Annotated in this window: 16 protein-coding genes and 1 pseudogene; 9 read left to right on the top strand and 8 right to left on the bottom strand. The window is 59.0% G+C overall.

All coding sequences use genetic code 11. The features are described from left to right. Nucleotides 1–7: 7 nt before the first annotated feature. The 3 genes from HU724_RS06745 to HU724_RS06735 are packed head-to-tail and all read right to left on the bottom strand — an operon-like array spanning nucleotide 8 to nucleotide 2155. Entirely contained in the window at nucleotides 8–691 is a 684-nt protein-coding gene (locus tag HU724_RS06745; RefSeq protein WP_130887136.1) for a serine/threonine protein phosphatase, read from the bottom strand. Then, nucleotides 688–1386, bottom strand: a complete 699-nt coding sequence (locus HU724_RS06740) for a hypothetical protein (protein WP_123442998.1) — start codon at nucleotides 1384–1386, stop codon at nucleotides 688–690. The genes HU724_RS06745 and HU724_RS06740 overlap by 4 nt, the downstream gene beginning before the upstream one ends. A gap of 1 nt (nucleotide 1387) precedes the next feature. Further along, nucleotides 1388–2155, bottom strand: coding sequence for a MarR family transcriptional regulator (locus tag HU724_RS06735; protein ID WP_186569869.1), 768 nt, complete (start codon nucleotides 2153–2155; stop codon nucleotides 1388–1390). Between the two features lie 474 nt (nucleotides 2156–2629). Between HU724_RS06735 and HU724_RS06730 the strand changes: the two genes are divergently transcribed. Further along, entirely contained in the window at nucleotides 2630–2956 is a 327-nt protein-coding gene (locus tag HU724_RS06730; protein WP_186569870.1) for a DUF3077 domain-containing protein, read from the top strand. Nucleotides 2957–3247: 291 nt separating this feature from the next. Here the strand turns inward: HU724_RS06730 and HU724_RS06725 are convergent. Beyond that, a pseudogene (locus HU724_RS06725) lies at nucleotides 3248–4347 on the bottom strand (IS110 family RNA-guided transposase). 204 nt (nucleotides 4348–4551) lie between these two features. Further along, a complete protein-coding gene (locus HU724_RS06720) occupies nucleotides 4552–6393 on the bottom strand; it encodes a potassium transporter Kup (RefSeq protein ID WP_371699263.1) in 1842 nt (613 codons plus the stop codon). A 349-nt stretch (nucleotides 6394–6742) separates the two neighbouring features. Here HU724_RS06720 and rimO point away from each other — a divergent pair, with 349 nt between their 5' ends. From rimO to HU724_RS06685, 7 genes are all read left to right on the top strand, one after another. Then, a complete protein-coding gene (rimO, locus tag HU724_RS06715; protein WP_024011887.1) occupies nucleotides 6743–8080 on the top strand; it encodes a 30S ribosomal protein S12 methylthiotransferase RimO in 1338 nt (445 codons plus the stop codon). Nucleotides 8081–8416: 336 nt separating this feature from the next. Then, complete coding sequence (locus HU724_RS06710) at nucleotides 8417–8890, top strand: GNAT family N-acetyltransferase (protein WP_110645929.1); 474 nt, start codon at nucleotides 8417–8419, stop codon at nucleotides 8888–8890. Between the two features lie 191 nt (nucleotides 8891–9081). Further along, nucleotides 9082–9792, top strand: a complete 711-nt coding sequence (locus HU724_RS06705) for an rRNA pseudouridine synthase (protein ID WP_056783317.1) — start codon at nucleotides 9082–9084, stop codon at nucleotides 9790–9792. A gap of 70 nt (nucleotides 9793–9862) precedes the next feature. Continuing rightward, nucleotides 9863–10333: a YehS family protein gene (locus HU724_RS06700; protein WP_056783315.1), complete on the top strand. Its 471-nt coding sequence runs from the start codon at nucleotides 9863–9865 to the stop codon at nucleotides 10331–10333. A gap of 129 nt (nucleotides 10334–10462) precedes the next feature. Then, nucleotides 10463–11233: an SDR family oxidoreductase gene (locus HU724_RS06695; RefSeq protein WP_186569866.1), complete on the top strand. Its 771-nt coding sequence runs from the start codon at nucleotides 10463–10465 to the stop codon at nucleotides 11231–11233. Nucleotides 11234–11415: 182 nt separating this feature from the next. After that, nucleotides 11416–12114: a tRNA (N6-threonylcarbamoyladenosine(37)-N6)-methyltransferase TrmO gene (tsaA, locus tag HU724_RS06690; protein ID WP_186569865.1), complete on the top strand. Its 699-nt coding sequence runs from the start codon at nucleotides 11416–11418 to the stop codon at nucleotides 12112–12114. 99 nt (nucleotides 12115–12213) lie between these two features. Then, nucleotides 12214–13314, top strand: coding sequence for an IS110 family RNA-guided transposase (locus tag HU724_RS06685; protein WP_189691555.1), 1101 nt, complete (start codon nucleotides 12214–12216; stop codon nucleotides 13312–13314). A gap of 416 nt (nucleotides 13315–13730) precedes the next feature. Here the strand turns inward: HU724_RS06685 and fpr are convergent, their stop codons facing one another. Further along, a complete protein-coding gene (gene fpr / locus HU724_RS06680) occupies nucleotides 13731–14510 on the bottom strand; it encodes a ferredoxin-NADP reductase (protein ID WP_007908723.1) in 780 nt (259 codons plus the stop codon). 132 nt (nucleotides 14511–14642) lie between these two features. Between fpr and HU724_RS06675 the strand changes: the two genes are divergently transcribed. Further along, nucleotides 14643–15569 carry a LysR family transcriptional regulator gene (locus HU724_RS06675; RefSeq protein ID WP_186569826.1) on the top strand — a complete coding sequence of 309 codons (927 nt, stop codon included), beginning with the start codon at nucleotides 14643–14645 and terminating at the stop codon, nucleotides 15567–15569. Here the strand turns inward: HU724_RS06675 and HU724_RS06670 are convergent. Together HU724_RS06670 and erdR are read right to left on the bottom strand one after the other, a co-directional pair. Then, nucleotides 15566–15928, bottom strand: a complete 363-nt coding sequence (locus HU724_RS06670; protein WP_016771411.1) for a diacylglycerol kinase — start codon at nucleotides 15926–15928, stop codon at nucleotides 15566–15568. The two genes, HU724_RS06675 and HU724_RS06670, sit on opposite strands and share 4 nt — an antisense overlap. A gap of 74 nt (nucleotides 15929–16002) precedes the next feature. Continuing rightward, nucleotides 16003–16653: a response regulator transcription factor ErdR gene (gene erdR / locus HU724_RS06665; RefSeq protein ID WP_186569827.1), complete on the bottom strand. Its 651-nt coding sequence runs from the start codon at nucleotides 16651–16653 to the stop codon at nucleotides 16003–16005. Between the last annotated feature and the right edge of the window lie 22 nt (nucleotides 16654–16675).

Genomic DNA, 16675 nt, shown 5'->3' with positions numbered 1-16675 from the left:
CAACTCGTCAGTCCCGCCGGCCAAGCTGAACATCTATCCACGTGACATCATCGTCGCCAACGCTAAAGTCGCTATCCGGCGCCGCCAACAAACTGCTTTGCTGGACTTGCGTCAAGTCCGCCCAAAAGCCATCAGTGACAAATACCAAGCGCTCAACAGCCTCCAGTTCACACCAAACAAAGTCAGGGTTCGGAACCCGATTGATCTTCAAGCATCGCGTTACTGAATTTCGAGCAGGATCTTGCGCCAACTCACAGTGCGAACGGTCGCGCCGCCAATTGGCCTTGCAGTGAGGAGGCGTAATCCACTCGATGGCTCCCAACAGCGTCACAATCCCGCATGAACAGTCACCTTCGTATGCAACGGTGAGTCGGCCATGAGCGACCAAGCCAATCAGGTAACAGATGGCTCCCGTCTGATCAGCAGGCAACGACGCATGAAAATCCGACAGTATTGAACCCAATAGACGCTCGATAGCTCCGGGTTCTGCAGGATAGCCCCCCTGCTCCAACTGTGTGGAATCAGCCGCCAACATGCCGCTTACGAAGCATTCAGCCAGCTGTCCACTGCCGCGCCTTGAAGTGCCATCCGCGACAACAAAAAAACCACGGTCACCCTCACAGGTAGCTCCGGCATAGTCATTATTTGCTCTGCTGGCTTGCCCAGTGATTGATCGGGAGAGGTATCTCATGCGCTGGCCAGCGCTTTCATACGCCTGTGAATAATCTGCCCTCTGCCTGGATTCGCCTGCACCGAGCCTGAACTTTCGATCACGTAGCCAACCCCATCGAGCGCCATCAGCTTCTGGACTCCCTCTGTAATGAATGCCTTGAGGTCCTTGTCAGCCTGGACCACCTCCTCCAACAGCTCAGGCCGACCATCGATCAAGATGATCATATCCTCGACATCCTTGTGATAAGGATCGCCATTTCCCCGACCGGCGAAAGCTTCCAGTTTCGTCGCGAGAAAATACGCGGGCTGGAATATCTGGATGGCAGTGCCGCTGGGCAGGGTGAATTTATCCGCCCTCGCCAGCCCCTCGACGAACCAGCGGTTGGCATAGCCGAGCACTGCAGGGTCGGAAGGCATGACATCCACGACAACGTCATTGAAGCGAAAACGACAATTCACCTCGTCCTCACCCGTGATCTTGAATCCCTTGGCCGCCAGCCGTTCGGTGAGTTGGTTCCAGGCGCTGATACCGGCCAACTCGATCACTAGATCAACGTCATCAGTGAAACGAATGTCGTCCAGCACGGCTGTATCTGTAACCAGCATGGCGGTTGTGCAACCGCCAACAAAAGCAACTTCGGCGAGAAACGCCTCGCCCAAGCCTCCAGCCACGAACTCAATGAGTTCGTAGTTGTGATCCGCGTTTGACGACATGTTATTTCAGCCCCATCCCTGCCTTCAGAATACTGATTGCCACACCACACTCACGCGGACCACCCAGACGGATTGCATCAGCGAGCGCCAGATAGTGGTAAAGAATCCGGTCTTTTTTCACCGCTTCCGGCACTGTTTTGTAAAGCGGCTCGATCGCTTGGCCTCGCTCGGTTCCCTGCGCATCCGGCCAGACCGGAATCAAACCACCCGCACTCTTGATGCTTTTGGACAGCGCAGGCGCTGCAAAACCTGTGGGTATGCCACGAACCATCGCGCCAGGCTTGACCGGGAAGAAGTACTTCAGCGCGTGCTCGGTAATTTTCAGCAGTTCCCGGCGGTGCACTTTGGCAAGCCCGGTGTCGTAGTCATGGATGAGCAATCCGGATTCCCGGCATCGGGCGAGAGCATTTGAGACTTCGCTTTTGCTCAGTCCGAGAGAGGCAGACAGCGCACGCAGAGAGTACCGATCGCTCCAACTTGTCAGCGGTGGATCAGATGCTGGTTCCGCCCAACCCTCCCAGCCTGGCCCATCAGCGAAAGGCGAATCGAGTTCGCGGTGTTGGAAGATTGTGTCTTCCCCATCAGTGGAGTAGGTGACCAATGGCTTCCCCACACTCTCCCCTGCGGTCATCGGGCTGACGACATAAGGCCTGAGCAGCTCTTCGACCCTGTCCGAATTCGATTCGGCCTCCATCTCCCCCAAAAGGTTCTCTTCCTGAGCGTGGAGACTGGCCATCTTGAACAAAAGTAAAATGTCTTGACTCTTCATTTAGCTCAAAACCTCGAGTGTCCACATTCCATAAAACGTGGACACTTGTCTCACTGCCGAGGCCGGGTCGTCAAGCCCTTGGGTCGATCACTAATCGCTGCATACCTTGCCCGCATATCGTCATGGCTGTGTTCGTGTCAGACGTTTAGTATCGTTTACTTCCAGTTTCGCAATATCAGATGACGCCCACAGACCTTGTAGGCAAACTCCGATACTCGTGTTCGGGCGCTTTTCCGCTCTATTGCGCTGTTTTTCGACGGGATACTCTCCGGACGTCGCTGACCCATTCAGCGATCGGGTGTGGTAACCCGGAGAAACCATCGCAACAGCCCGCTCCTCGAGTTATGGCGGCTGTGCGTGGGACGCTTTCGGGCGTGCCGGTTTCCTTGGTTCCCGGTTTACCACCCTGCGTACAGTTGCCTCCCTTTCGCGTGGTAACGAAAGTCGCGGCGCTTCGAACTAAGGAGTAACACGATGACCGAATCTGATCTGCACGGACTCGCAAGCGTTAAAACCATCGGCTTCACCCCTTTCCTCTACAACGCGGATCAAGCGTTCTTCAACGTCCGCACCGGCATTCCGATCATCGATGCCTTGTCGCAATCCTCCGACCTGCTGTCCCTCGCCAAATCCTTCGCAGAAGACGCTGCTTTCAACAGAGACACCGACCGGCATGCTTGGGCTGCGCATTACCTGACAGTGATGGGCAAAGCCTTGGTTGATGATGTGATCCAAGCGCTGATCCCACGACCTGCGCGGACGAAGACCGAGTCTGAAGCAGAGATGCCTGAAAGCTTGTAGAGGTTTGAAGATCAAAAGATCGCAGCCTTCGGCAGCTCCTATGTATGGACTCGCCCCACCATTCAACCCGCTTTTGAACACTGCTACCCGGTTGCATCTATGTATAAGGCCTGTTCGAGGAAGCGTTGAGCGGCTTCTGGCCAACATTGGGTTAGCTCGCGGTATGCCGATTACAGTAAGGCCTCAAGGGCCAGTAGGAGCTCAGGCATCAATCCGCGACGGTCTGACCTGGGGTCAATGTTCTTCAGCATGGGTTGGAGCGGTTTACGCCCCGGTGGCAGAACTTTGTTGTCAGTGACTCATCGCAGCCTCCTGGCCATCGCCCGGCCGGCGCCGATAAGTCTGGTCGTTTTGCAGCAGCACCCAGAGGATGCGCAGATTTCGATTGGCTAATCGCACTGCTGCCTGCTTGCGGCCCAGGCGGGAAATCCAGCGCCAAAGACGCCTGTCGTCCGGCTGCTCTGAATCCGGACGTATCTGTCTTAAAACGGCATGAGCGCCCTGAATCGTTAAACTTCGCAGATAAGCGTCACCGTTCTTGCTCATTCCGCCCAATCGGTTTTTCTCGCCAGAGCTGTGCTGGCTGGGCACCAATCCGAAGTAGGCGGCGAACAAACGGGCGTTGGCGAAGCGTTCGGGTTCGGTCTGCTTGGCCAGCAGCGCCGTGGCAATGATCGGACCAACACCGCGCACCGTCATCAGCCGCTTCGCCGTTTCATCCTCATTCGCTGCCGTTTCCAGCCGACCGGTCAGCACGTTGACGCGCTCACCCAGTTGGCCCCACTCACCCAAAAGTTCGGCGATCAGTTCACGCAGCAAATCAGGTAGCGGCTGAGTGGCATCTTCCAGAACTCGAGGCACGAGCTGCCTGATCGCTATCTCACCCTGAGCCATGGCTACCCCATGTTCCAACAGCAAGGCGCGTATCTGATTACCCACCGCAGTGCGGCGCCGCACATAGCCCTGACGAGCCCTGTGCAGGGCCTGCATCGCCAGCGCCGCAGCACTCTTGATCGGTACTGCCGAAATTTTGCAGTCGCGGCCTGCACGCAAGATCGCCAATACATCGTTGCGATCATTTTTGGGCCGCTACGATGACTGGCAACCAGCTGGGCCGGCAGGATGCGGACGGAATTACCCTGCATCTGGAGCAATCGCGCCCATGCTTGAGCGCCGGGCCCGGTTTCAACTAACACCGTAACGCTCGCGGGAAGCCCACGCAGAAATACCTGAAAGGCTTCTCGCGACTTGATTCGATCTTCGAAAATCACCTGACCGAGGGCATCCTCCCCAGCCACCTGAAAAACCCTCTTGGCAAGATCTATCGCAACTGTGGAGCATGCCGACACGTCGGCTGACAAGGATTGATCAATCGTCGTATGCTTTTTCATGGCCTCGCCCTCGCTGTCGTTGGCTTCTATAAGAATGCCACCGTGGCGCACAGACGCCTCGGCTTGGGCGAGTCCATCCAATTACATGGAATGCGAAACCTGTAGGAGCTGCCGAAGGCTGCGATCTTTTGATCTGAAGTTGCCGCCGACAAAAAAGCCCCCGCCAACCACAAGGCTGACGGGGGCTCTTTCTATAACGCGAAGCTACATCTCCACCTGCGTCCCCAACTCAATCACTCGGTTCAGCGGTAGATTGAAGAACCGCAAATTGCCATTGGCATTCTTCAACATGAACGCAAACAGCGCCTCACGCCAACGCGCCATCCCCTCGAGTTTCGAGGCAATTACCGTCTCGCGACTGAGGAAATAGGTCGTGCGCATCGGGCTGAAGTCCAGATCATCCAGATGACACAGCTTCAACGCTTGCGGCACGTCGGGCTCGTCGGTGAAGCCGAAGTGCAGGATTACCCGGAAGAAGCCTTCACCATGGGCTTCCACTTCGAAGCGCCGTGATGGCGGCACACGGGGGATGTCTTCGTAGACCACCGTCAGCAACACCACTTGCTCATGCAGCACCTGGTTATGCAGCAGGTTGTGCAACAGCGCATGCGGCACGGCGTCGGAGCGGGCGGTGAGGAACACGGCGGTGCCCTGCACGCGATGCGGCGGTTGCACGCGGATGCTGCTGATGAAGATCGGCAGCGGCAGCGCGCCTTCGTCGAGGCGTTCGACCAGCAGTTGTTTGCCGCGCTTCCAGGTGGTCATCAGCACGAACAGGGCGATACCGGCGATCACCGGGAACGCGCCGCCCTGAACGATCTTCGGCACGTTGGCGGCGAAGTACAGACCGTCCACCAACAGGAAGCCGAGCAACACCGGCACCGCGAGGATCGGTGGCCATTTCCATAGCAGCAGCATGACCGCCGACACCAGAATAGTGGTCATCAGCATGGTGCCAGTCACTGCCACGCCGTAGGCCGAGGCCAGTGCACCGGAGGATTCGAAGCCCAGCACCAGCAAGACGACGCCGACCATCAGCGCCCAGTTCACCGCGCCAATGTAGATCTGGCCCTGCTCGTCGCTGGAGGTGTGCTGGATGTACATGCGCGGTATGTAACCGAGCTGGATCGCCTGACGGGTCAGGGAGAACGCACCGGAAATCACGGCTTGCGAAGCGATCACCGTGGCCAGGGTGGAAAGGCCGACCAGCGGAATCAGCGCCCAGCTCGGCGCCAGCAGATAAAACGGGTTACGCGCCGCGTCCGGGTTTTCCAGCAGCAATGCGCCCTGGCCGAAGTAGTTGAGCACCAGCGCCGGCAGCACCAGCAGAAACCAGGCGCGGGCGATCGGCTTGCGGCCGAAGTGGCCCATGTCGGCGTACAGCGCTTCGGCGCCGGTCAGCGCCAGCACCACGGCGCCGAGAATTGCAACGCCCATGCCCGGGTGCACGACGAAAAAATTCACCGCCCACATCGGGTTCAGTGCGTGCAGCACTTCCGGCGTGTGGCTAATGCCGTACACACCGAGGGCGCCGAGGACGAGGAACCAAGTGACCATGATCGGCCCGAACAGAATGCCGATCCGCGCGGTGCCGTGGCGCTGGATCAGAAACAGCGCGACCAGCACCACCAGCGACAGCGGCACCACCCAGTGATCGATGCCTTCAAACGCCAGGCCGAGGCCTTCGATCGCCGACAGCACCGAAATGGCCGGGGTGATCATGCTGTCGCCGTAGAACAGCGCCGCGCCGATCAGCCCGCACACCACCAACAGCGTGCGCAGGCGCTTGCGCCCCGCCGCTGCCCGCCGTGCCAGTGCCGTCAGGGCCATGATGCCGCCCTCGCCCTGGTTATCGGCGCGCAGGACGAACATCATGTACTTGATCGAAACCACCCAGATCAGCGACCAGAAGATCAACGACAAAATGCCCAGCACGCCGTCGTGATTGACCGGCACGCCGTATCCGCCGGAGAACACTTCCTTGAGGGTGTACAACGGGCTCGTGCCGATGTCGCCATAAACCACCCCGACTGCCGCGACCAGCATGCTCAGCGGTCTGCTTGCCGAACCCTCGGCGCCCGCCGCATGACTACTTGCCTGACCCATCCAACACTCCTGATCTCGATACCGGCTTCTTTGAAGGAAGCACTATGCTTTGAGTTGCAGCATGCGCTGTTTTACCTGTTGTTACAGACCAATGATTGACTGCACGAAATCGGTAAAGCTCAACGGCGCGAAGCATAGCGCAGCACTCGTCGTATTTCCCCGTATAAAGCTGGTCAAGTGCGTTGCCCGCCGCTAGAATTGCGCACTTTTTGATCAGAGGCGCATCTCAAGCGCCCATCCGTCAGCTGCCGCGCGTGGCCAGCGACGTCACAAAACACCGAGGTTAGACATGTCCACCACTCCTGCGCCGGCCAATCCAAAGGTTGGCTTTGTATCTCTGGGTTGCCCGAAAGCACTGGTCGACTCCGAGCGCATCCTGACCCAGCTGCGCATGGAAGGTTATGACGTGGTGTCCACCTATCAGGACGCCGACGTTGTAGTCGTCAACACCTGCGGCTTCATCGATTCGGCCAAGGCTGAATCTTTGGAAGTGATCGGTGAAGCGATCAAGGAAAACGGCAAGGTCATCGTCACCGGTTGCATGGGCGTGGAAGAAGGCAACATCCGCGACGTACACCCGAGCGTGCTCGCCGTGACCGGTCCGCAGCAGTACGAGCAAGTGGTCAACGCCGTGCACGAAGTGGTGCCGCCGCGTCAGGATCACAACCCGCTGATCGACCTGGTGCCGCCGCAAGGCATCAAACTGACCCCACGCCACTACGCCTACCTGAAGATTTCCGAAGGCTGCAACCACAGCTGCTCGTTCTGCATCATCCCGTCGATGCGCGGCAAACTGGTCAGCCGTCCGGTCGGTGATGTGCTCGACGAAGCTCAGCGCCTGGTGAAATCCGGCGTCAAAGAGCTGCTGGTGATCTCGCAAGACACCAGCGCTTACGGCGTTGATGTGAAATATCGCACCGGCTTCTGGAACGGCGCGCCGGTGAAAACCCGCATGACCGAGCTTTGCGAGGCGCTGAGCACGCTGGGCGTCTGGGTCCGCCTGCACTACGTTTATCCGTACCCGCACGTCGACGAGCTGATTCCACTGATGGCCGCCGGCAAGATCCTGCCGTACCTGGATATCCCGTTCCAGCACGCCAGCCCGAAAGTCCTGAAATCGATGAAACGCCCGGCGTTCGAAGACAAGACCCTGGCGCGCATCAAGAACTGGCGCGAAATCTGCCCGGACCTGATCATCCGTTCGACCTTCATCGTCGGCTTCCCGGGCGAAACCGAAGAAGACTTCCAGTACCTGCTCAACTGGCTGACCGAAGCCCAGCTCGACCGCGTCGGCTGCTTCCAGTACTCGCCGGTTGACGGCGCACCAGCGAATGATCTGGATCTGGAAGTGGTACCGGACGACGTCAAGCAGGATCGTTGGGAGCGCTTCATGGCGCACCAGCAGGCGATCAGCTCGGCACGCCTGCAAATGCGCATCGGTCGTGAGATTGAAGTGCTGGTGGACGAGGTTGACGAACAAGGTGCGGTCGGCCGTTGCTTCTTCGACGCCCCGGAAATCGATGGCAACGTGTTTATCGACAATGGCAGCAACCTGAAGCCGGGCGACAAGGTCTGGTGCAAGGTGACTGATGCCGACGAATATGATTTGTGGGCTGAGCAGATCTGATCTGAACCTCAAAAGCCCCTCATCGGAACGCCGCCCGCCTACCCCTCTCCCAGAGGGAGAGGGGACTGATCGAGGTGCTCTTCAGAATGACGGCGACTTGAAATATCGAGTCGAACTCAGGCTTTGAACAGCACGAAGATCAGCTCCCTTCCCCCTCGCCCCCTCTGGGGGAGAGGGTTGGGGTGAGGGGGAGAGATCTTGCTGGCGACAGAAATAGCCAGCCAGACACCGCAACAAATCCAAAAAGCCCCGCTCTTTTCCGAGATGCGGGGCTTTTTTGCGGCTATCGTTTAGCGGGGGACGGACTCCCTTGAACCGCACAAGAGGCACACGCACATGCGTCAGCATTCGGTCATTCACACACCGAAAATCAGCGATTACGAAGAACTGACCCGGGTCTGGGAGGCCTCGGTCCGTGCGACTCACCAGTTCCTGCCGGACAGCTACATCGAGCTGCTGCGCAATCTGGTGCTCACCCGCTATCTTGATGCGGTCATGCTGATCTGCACCAAGGACCGCCAGCAGCGCATCACCGGGTTTGCCGGTGTGGCGGCGGGCAAGATTGAAATGCTGTTCATCGATCCTGATCATCGTGGTCAAGGCTTGGGCAAGCAGTTGCTGCGCTATGCGATCGAACGGCTCAACGCCGATGAACTCGACGTCAATGAGCAGAACCCGCAAGCCTTGGGTTTTTATGAAAAGCAGGGATTTGAAGTGATCGGCCGCTCCGAGGTCGATGGCATGGGCCAGCCGTATCCGCTGCTGCATATGCGCTTGCGGCAGTCCCAACAGCGCTCAGGCAACGGCTGACACACCATGAAACCCCTGTGGGAGCGAGCCTGCTCGCGAATGCGGTGTATCAGTCACTGCAAACATTGACTGGCAGGACGCCTTCGCGAGCAGGCTCGCTCCCACATTGAATACAGCGCCTGCAAATGGAACCGGGCTTAACCGCTTCCACACAGGTACAATGCCCACCCCTTTTTTGTTACGGCCCCGTCATGACTGACCCGATTCGCCTCTCCAAACGCCTCATCGAACTGGTCGGTTGCTCCCGCCGGGAGGCCGAGCTGTTCATCGAGGGCGGCTGGGTCACCGTGGACGGCGAAGTCATCGATGAGCCGCAATTCAAGGTTGGCGAGCAAAAGGTCGAGCTCGACAAGGACGCCAAGGCCACCGCGCCGGAGCCGGTGACCATCCTGCTTAACGCGCCCGCCGGCATGGATGTCGACAGCGCCATGCAATCGCTCAGCGCCGAAACCCTCAGCGAAGAGCATCGCTACGGCAAGCGTCCGTTGCGCGGGCATTTCCTGCGCCTGACCGCCAGCGCCGACCTGCAGCCCAAGGCCAGCGGCCTGCTGGTGTTCACCCAGGACTGGAAAATCCTGCGCAAGCTCACCGCCGACGCAGCGAAGATCGAGCAGGAATACATCGTCGAAGTCGAAGGTGAGATGGCTGCCCACGGCCTCAACCGCCTGCAGCATGGCCTGACGCACAAGGGCAAGGAGTTGCCGCCGGTGAAGGCCAGCTGGCAGAACGAAAACCGCCTGCGCTTCGCCATGAAAAACCCGCAGCCGGGAATCATCGCGCAGTTCTGCGAAGCGGTCGGCCTGAAGGTCATCGGCATCCGCCGCATCCGCATCGGCGGCGTGTCGATCGGCAAGGTCCCGGTTGGCCAATGGCGCTACCTGTCCGGCAAAGAGAAGTTCTAGAACTTCCACTGCCGCCACACATTCCGGCAGCGCCTACGAGCGCTGCCCACAACGCATCAGGAATACCGACATGGTTCATAACGACGTACTGCGCAGCGTGCGCTACATGCTCGACATCAGCGACAAGAAAGTTGTCGAGATCATCAAACTCGGCGGCATGGACGTCACGCTCGCCGATGTCATCACCTGGCTCGACAAGAAAGAAGAAGACGAAGAAGGCTTCGTGCGCTGCCCGGACGAAGTCATCGCGCACTTCCTCGACGGACTGGTGATCTTCAAGCGCGGCAAGGACGAAAGCCGTCCGCCGCAGCCGATCGAAGTGCCGGTGACCAACAACATCATCCTGAAAAAACTGCGTGTGGCCTTCGAACTGAAAGAAGACGACATGCACGCGATCCTCAAGGCCGCCGAGTTTCCGGTATCCAAGCCTGAACTGAGCGCGCTGTTCCGCAAGGTCGGCCACACCAACTATCGCCCGTGTGGCGACCAGTTGCTGCGTAACTTCCTCAAGGGCCTGACCCTGCGCGTCCGCCCTGCCTGATGCCCTTGTGCGGTGGCGACCGATAGTCGCCGCCGCAACGCATGACCGTTCATTCCTTGCAAAAATAATGGCTCCGCTTTTCGCGGCTGACGACTAGGGTGTACTGATCCCTAATCTTCAGGATTCGCCATGCATCCCTACTTTTCCCTGCAAGGCCGCACCGCTCTGGTGACTGGCGGTACTCGTGGTATCGGCAAAATGATCGCCAAGGCGTTCGTCGAGGCCGGCGCCCATGTCTACGTGTGCTCGCGCGACGTCGAAGCCTGCCATCAAACCGCCGGAGAACTTGGCGCCCTGGGCACTTGCCACGGCATGGCGGCGAATCTGGCGACCGAAGAAGGTGTGCGGGAACTGGCCGCGCGCCTGGGTGAGCAGATCACTCATCTGGATATTCTGGTGAACAACGCCGGCACCACCTGGGGCGCGCCGCTGGAGAGTTATCCGGTCAAGGGCTGGGAAAAGGTCATGCAGCTCAACGTGACCTCGGTGTTCAGTTGCATCCAGCAGTTTCTGCCGTTGCTGCGCAAGGCCGGTTCGGCGGCGAATCCGGCGCGGATCATCAATATCGGTTCGGTGGCGGGGATTTCTTCGTTTGGCGAGCAGGCGTATGCCTACGGGCCGAGCAAGGCCGCCCTGCATCAGTTGTCGCGCATTCTGGCGCGGGAACTGGTGAGCCAGCACATCAACGTCAACGTGATTGCGCCGGGCCGCTTTCCGAGCAAGATGACCCAGCATATTGGTAATGATGAGCAGGCATTGGCTGAGGATACTGCGCTGATTCCGATGAAGCGCTGGGGGCGTGAGGAAGAGATGGCGGCGCTGGCGATCAGCCTGGCGAGTACGGCGGGGGCTTATATGACCGGGAATATCATTCCGCTGGATGGTGGCTTCAGCCTCTGACATCGGCGGTGTGACTATCGCTGGCAAGCCAGCTCCCACAGGGTTCTTTGGTGTTTGAACAATCCAGGTTCACTCAAAAACCTGTGGGAGCTGGCTTGCCAGCGATGGCGTCCGCCCTGTCGCCACCAGACTTGAAGCGAGCCGGGTTATCATGCCCGCCCTACCCGCTTCGATCCCAGACCATGACTTACAGCTTCTCCCCCATCGGCTTCGTGCGCTCCTGCTTCAAGGAGAAGTTCGCCATCCCCCGCCAACCGCAACTGGCCCCGGCCGCCCGTGGCGTGCTGGAACTGGTCGCGCCGTTCGACCAGGGTGACGCCGTGCAGGGGCTGGAGCAGGTCAGCCATGTGTGGCTGTTGTTTCTGTTCCACCAAGCCCTGGAAGACAAACCGCGCCTGAAAGTGCGCCCGCCTCGCCTGGGCGGTAACAAGTCGATGGGCGTGTTTGCCACCCGCGCCACGCACCGGCCGAACGGCATCGGCCAATCGGTGGTGAAGCTGGACAAAGTCGAAGGCAATCGCCTGTTTATTTCCGGGATCGATCTGCTCGACGGCACGCCGGTGCTGGATATCAAACCCTATGTGCCGTACGCCGATATCATCCCGGGGGCGACCAATGACATCGCCAGCGCCGCGCCGCAGCTGATCGAAGTGCAGTGGGCGGATTCGGCTTTGAAACAGGCGCACACCCACGCTCAGCGGCTCGATGAGCCGCTGGTTGAGCTGATCGAGCAGTGCCTGGCGCAGGATCCACGCCCGGCGTATCAGACGCCGGCGCCGGAACGTGAATATGGTGCGCAGTTCTGGGACCTGGACGTGCGCTGGCACTACCCGACGCCCGAACAGATCCGCGTGCTGGAAGTCATTCCTGCCGGGGATTGATGCTCACGGTCGATGTAATTGGATGGACTCGCCCAAGCCGAGGCGTCTGTGCGCCACGGTGGCATTCTTATAGAAGCCAACGACAGCGAGGGCGAGGCCATGAAAAAGCATACGACGATTGATCAATCCTTGTCAGCCGACGTGTCGGCATGCTCCACAGTTGCGATAGATCTTGCCAAGAGGGTTTTTCAGGTGGCTGGGGAGGATGCCCTCGGTCAGGTGATTTTCGAAGATCGAATCAAGTCGCGAGAAGCCTTTCAGGTATTTCTGCGTGGGCTTCCCGCGAGCGTTACGGTGTTAGTTGAAACCGGGCCCGGCGCTCAAGCATGGGCGCGATTGCTCCAGATGCAGGGTAATTCCGTCCGCATCCTGCCGGCCCAGCTGGTTGCCAGTCATCGTAGCGGCCCAAAAAATGATCGCAACGATGTATTGGCGATCTTGCGTGCAGGCCGCGACTGCAAAATTTCGGCAGTACCGATCAAGAGTGCTGCGGCGCTGGCGATGCAGGCCCTGCACAGGGCTCGTCAGGGCTATGTGCGGCGCCGCACTGCGGTGGGTAATCAGATACGCGCCTTGCTGTTGGAACATGGGGTAGCCATGGCTCAGGGTGAGATAGCGATCAGGCAGCTCGTGCCTCGAGTTCTGGAAGATGCCACTCAGCCGCTACCTGATTTGCTGCGTGAACTGATCGCCGAACTTTTGGGTGAGTGGGGCCAACTGGGTGAGCGCGTCAACGTGCTGACCGGTCGGCTGGAAACGGCAGCGAATGAGGATGAAACGGCGAAGCGGCTGATGACGGTGCGCGGTGTTGGTCCGATCATTGCCACGGCGCTGCTGGCCAAGCAGACCGAACCCGAACGCTTCGCCAACGCCCGTTTGTTCGCCGCCTACTTCGGATTGGTGCCCAGCCAGCACAGCTCTGGCGAGAAAAACCGATTGGGCGGAATGAGCAAGAACGGTGACGCTTATCTGCGAAGTTTAACGATTCAGGGCGCTCATGCCGTTTTAAGACAGATACGTCCGGATTCAGAGCAGCCGGACGACAGGCGTCTTTGGCGCTGGATTTCCCGCCTGGGCCGCAAGCAGGCAGCAGTGCGATTAGCCAATCGAAATCTGCGCATCCTCTGGGTGCTGCTGCAAAACGACCAGACTTATCGGCGCCGGCCGGGCGATGGCCAGGAGGCTGCGATGAGTCACTGACAACAAAGTTCTGCCACCGGGGCGTAAACCGCTCCAACCCATGCTGAAGAACATTGACCCCAGGTCAGACCGTCGCGGATTGATGCCTGAGCTCCTACTGGCCCTTGAGGCCTTACTGTAATCGGCATACCGCGAGCTAACCCAATGTTGGCCAGAAGCCGCTCAACGCTTCCTCGAACAGGCCTTATACATAGATGCAACCGGGTAGCAGTGTTCAAAAGCGGGTTGAATGGTGGGGCGAGTCCATACATAGGAGCTGCCGAAGGCTGCGATCTGTTGATCTTGCTTTTAAGATCAAGATCAAAAGATCGCAGCCTTCGGCAGCTCCTACAGGAGATTGTCGTAAGCATGGGGAAATGTGTCGGGCATAAAAAAGCCCCCATTGCCTGCAAGGCAATGGGGGCTCTCTGTGGCGCTTACTTCTCGACGAACGCACGCTCGATCAGGTAATCACCCGGCTCGCGCATCCGCGCCGAGATCTTCAGGCCGAAGCTGTCGAGCACTTCGCTGGTTTCATCGAGCATGCTCGGGCTGCCGCAGATCATTGCTCGGTCGTCCTGCGGGTTGATCGGTGGCAGGCCGATGTCGCTGAACAGCTTGCCGCTGCGCATCAGGTCAGTCAGGCGGCCCTGATTCTCGAACGGCTCGCGGGTCACGGTCGGGTAGTAGATCAGCTTGTCACGCAGCGCTTCGCCGAAGAACTCGTTCTGCGGCAGGTGCTCGGTGATGAATTCGCGGTAAGCGACTTCGTTGACGTAACGCACACCGTGAACCAGGATCACTTTCTCAAAGCGCTCGTAGGTTTCAGGGTCCTGAATGACGCTCATGAACGGCGCCAGACCGGTACCGGTGCTCAGCAGGTACAGGTGCTTGCCCGGGTTCAGGTCATCAAGAACCAGCGTGCCGGTAGGCTTCTTCGAGATGATGATCTCGTCGCCTTCCTTCAAGTGCTGCAGCTGGGAGGTCAGCGGACCGTCCTGCACTTTGATGCTGAAGAACTCGAGATGCTCTTCCCAGTTCGGGCTGGCGATCGAGTAAGCGCGCATAAGCGGGCGGCCGTTGGGCTGTTGCAGGCCGATCATCACGAACTGACCGTTCTCGAAGCGCAGGCCCGGATCGCGGGTGCACTTGAAGCTGAACAGAGTGTCGTTCCAGTGATGAACACTGAGGACACGCTCGTGGTTCATGTTGCTCATGTACGTTTGACTCCTGGAGATTGGTCTGCGCGGCTCAATGAGGCTTAACGTGCGCAATTGCATCGCATTCTAATAGCGACGACAATATCTGTTAACTGGATTATTAAGATAAGGGTTATCGGTTATATCGATATGCGATTTACTCTCCGTCAACTGCAAGTCTTCGTCGCCGTCGCCCAGCAGGAAAGCGTATCCCGTGCTGCGGGTCTGCTCAACCTCTCGCAATCGGCGGCCAGCACTTCGATCACCGAGCTCGAGCGCCAGTCCAGCTGCCAGCTGTTCGACCGCGCCGGCAAACGTCTGAGCCTCAACGCCCTCGGCAAACAACTGTTGCCGCAAGCGGTGGCCCTGCTCGACCAGGCCAAGGAAATCGAAGACCTGCTCAATGGCAAATCCGGTTTCGGCTCGTTATCAGTGGGGGCGACCCTGACCATTGGCAACTATCTGGCCACCCTGCTGATCGGCAGCTTCATGCAGCGCCACCCCGAAAGTCAGGTCAAGCTGCACGTGCAGAACACTGCCAATATCGTGCAACAGGTCGCCCACTACGAAATTGATCTGGGTCTGATTGAAGGCGATTGCAGCCACCCTGACATCGAAGTGCAGAGTTGGGTCGAGGATGAGCTGGTGGTGTTTTGCGCGCCGCAGCATCCGTTGGCCAAACGTGGCAGTGCGACGATGGAAGCGCTGACCCATGAGGCATGGATTCTGCGGGAACAGGGTTCCGGCACGCGGCTAACCTTCGACCAGGCCATGCGTCACCATCGCAGCGCGCTGAATATTCGTCTCGAGCTGGAACACACCGAAGCGATCAAGCGCGCAGTGGAATCCGGCTTGGGGATTGGCTGCATTTCGCGGCTGGCGCTGCGCGATGCCTTCCGGCGCGGCAGTCTGGTGCCGGTGGAGACGCCGGATCTGGACCTGGCCCGGCAGTTCTATTTCATCTGGCACAAACAGAAGTACCAGACCTCGGCCATGCGCGAGTTTCTCGAGCTGTGCCGCGCTTTTACCGCCGGGGTGCAGCGCAGCGACGAGATCGTCTTGCCGACCATTGCTTAAAGCAGAATCACCGCCCACACCAGTCCGATCATGCTCAGCGCCACGAATTGCGCGGCGCTGCCCATGTCCTTGGCGTTCTTCGATAGCGGATGCAATTCCAGCGAGATGCGGTCAATGGCCGCTTCCACCGCTGAGTTGAGCAGCTCGACAATAAGCGCCAGCAAGCAAACCGCGATCAACACCGCCTGCTCGACCCGGCTGACATTGAGGAAGAATGTCAGCGGAATCAGCACCACGTTGAGCAGCACCAGTTGGCGGAATGCCGCTTCGCCAGTGAAGGCCGCGCGCAGGCCATCGAGCGAATAGCCGGACGCGTTGAGGATGCGTTTCAGGCCGGTCTGGCCCTTGAAAGGTGACATAAGAAAAAAACCAGCCAAAAAGGTGTGGGGAAGCTAGATCAACGAAAGTCAAAAAAGCGTGAAACCGCCAGCCATCACTGGCTGGGAATTGACTCAAGTTGTTGCAGCAGTAAAGCCGCTTGCGTGCGAGTGCGCACGTTCAGTTTGCGAAAGATCGCCGTGACGTGGGCCTTGATGGTCGCTTCCGACACGCTCAGCTCATAAGCGATCTGCTTGTTCAGCAGACCTTCGCAGACCATGGTCAGCACGCGGAACTGTTGCGGCGTCAGGCTGGCGAGGCCATCGCTGGCGGCTTTCGCTTCATCCGAGACGCTGACTGCTTCGAACGCTTGCGGCGGCCAGAACACGTCGCCATCGAGCACCTTGCGCACCGCTTCCTGAATTACGCTCAGATCGCTGGACTTGGGAATGAAGCCACTGGCGCCGAACTCGCGGGACTTGACCATCACCGAAGCCTCCTCCTGGGCCGAGACCATCACCACCGGAATCTGCGGATACTGCCCGCGCAGCAGCACCAGCCCGGAAAAACCATAGGCGCCGGGCATGTTCAGATCCAGCAGGACCAGATCCCAGTCAGCCTTTTCAGTCAGGCGAGCTTCCAGTTCGGCAATGCTCGTAACCTCCACCAGTCGCACGTCCGGGCCAAGGCCCAGCGTCACCGCTTGGTGCAGGGCGCTGCGAAACAGGGGGTGATCATCGGCAATCAGGATGTCGTATGTGGCCATTTTTCAAATGATCCTGTTTTTT

Origin of the sequence: Pseudomonas iranensis, from assembly GCF_014268585.2 — a bacterium.
Taxonomy (GTDB): domain Bacteria; phylum Pseudomonadota; class Gammaproteobacteria; order Pseudomonadales; family Pseudomonadaceae; genus Aquipseudomonas; species Aquipseudomonas iranensis.
The sequence above is the reverse complement of the archived record's forward strand: the minus strand, read 5'-3'. Positions and strand labels throughout refer to the sequence as shown.

Bases quoted from the DNA above. Each gene is read 5' to 3' on its own strand.
- fpr (WP_007908723.1), bottom strand. From the start codon at position 14,510: ATGAGCAACATGAACCACGAGCGTGTCCTCAGTGTTCATCACTGGAAC.
- rimO (WP_024011887.1), top strand. From the start codon at position 6,743: ATGTCCACCACTCCTGCGCCGGCCAATCCAAAGGTTGGCTTTGTATCT.
- HU724_RS06705 (WP_056783317.1), top strand. From the start codon at position 9,082: ATGACTGACCCGATTCGCCTCTCCAAACGCCTCATCGAACTGGTCGGT.
- HU724_RS06720 (WP_371699263.1), bottom strand. From the start codon at position 6,393: ATGCTGGTCGCGGCAGTCGGGGTGGTTTATGGCGACATCGGCACGAGC.
- HU724_RS06670 (WP_016771411.1), bottom strand. From the start codon at position 15,928: ATGTCACCTTTCAAGGGCCAGACCGGCCTGAAACGCATCCTCAACGCG.
- HU724_RS06730 (WP_186569870.1), top strand. From the start codon at position 2,630: ATGACCGAATCTGATCTGCACGGACTCGCAAGCGTTAAAACCATCGGC.
- HU724_RS06735 (WP_186569869.1), bottom strand. From the start codon at position 2,155: ATGAAGAGTCAAGACATTTTACTTTTGTTCAAGATGGCCAGTCTCCAC.
- HU724_RS06745 (WP_130887136.1), bottom strand. From the start codon at position 691: ATGAGATACCTCTCCCGATCAATCACTGGGCAAGCCAGCAGAGCAAAT.
- erdR (WP_186569827.1), bottom strand. From the start codon at position 16,653: ATGGCCACATACGACATCCTGATTGCCGATGATCACCCCCTGTTTCGC.
- HU724_RS06695 (WP_186569866.1), top strand. From the start codon at position 10,463: ATGCATCCCTACTTTTCCCTGCAAGGCCGCACCGCTCTGGTGACTGGC.
- HU724_RS06710 (WP_110645929.1), top strand. From the start codon at position 8,417: ATGCGTCAGCATTCGGTCATTCACACACCGAAAATCAGCGATTACGAA.
- HU724_RS06700 (WP_056783315.1), top strand. From the start codon at position 9,863: ATGGTTCATAACGACGTACTGCGCAGCGTGCGCTACATGCTCGACATC.
- tsaA (WP_186569865.1), top strand. From the start codon at position 11,416: ATGACTTACAGCTTCTCCCCCATCGGCTTCGTGCGCTCCTGCTTCAAG.
- HU724_RS06685 (WP_189691555.1), top strand. From the start codon at position 12,214: ATGAAAAAGCATACGACGATTGATCAATCCTTGTCAGCCGACGTGTCG.
- HU724_RS06675 (WP_186569826.1), top strand. From the start codon at position 14,643: ATGCGATTTACTCTCCGTCAACTGCAAGTCTTCGTCGCCGTCGCCCAG.
- HU724_RS06740 (WP_123442998.1), bottom strand. From the start codon at position 1,386: ATGTCGTCAAACGCGGATCACAACTACGAACTCATTGAGTTCGTGGCT.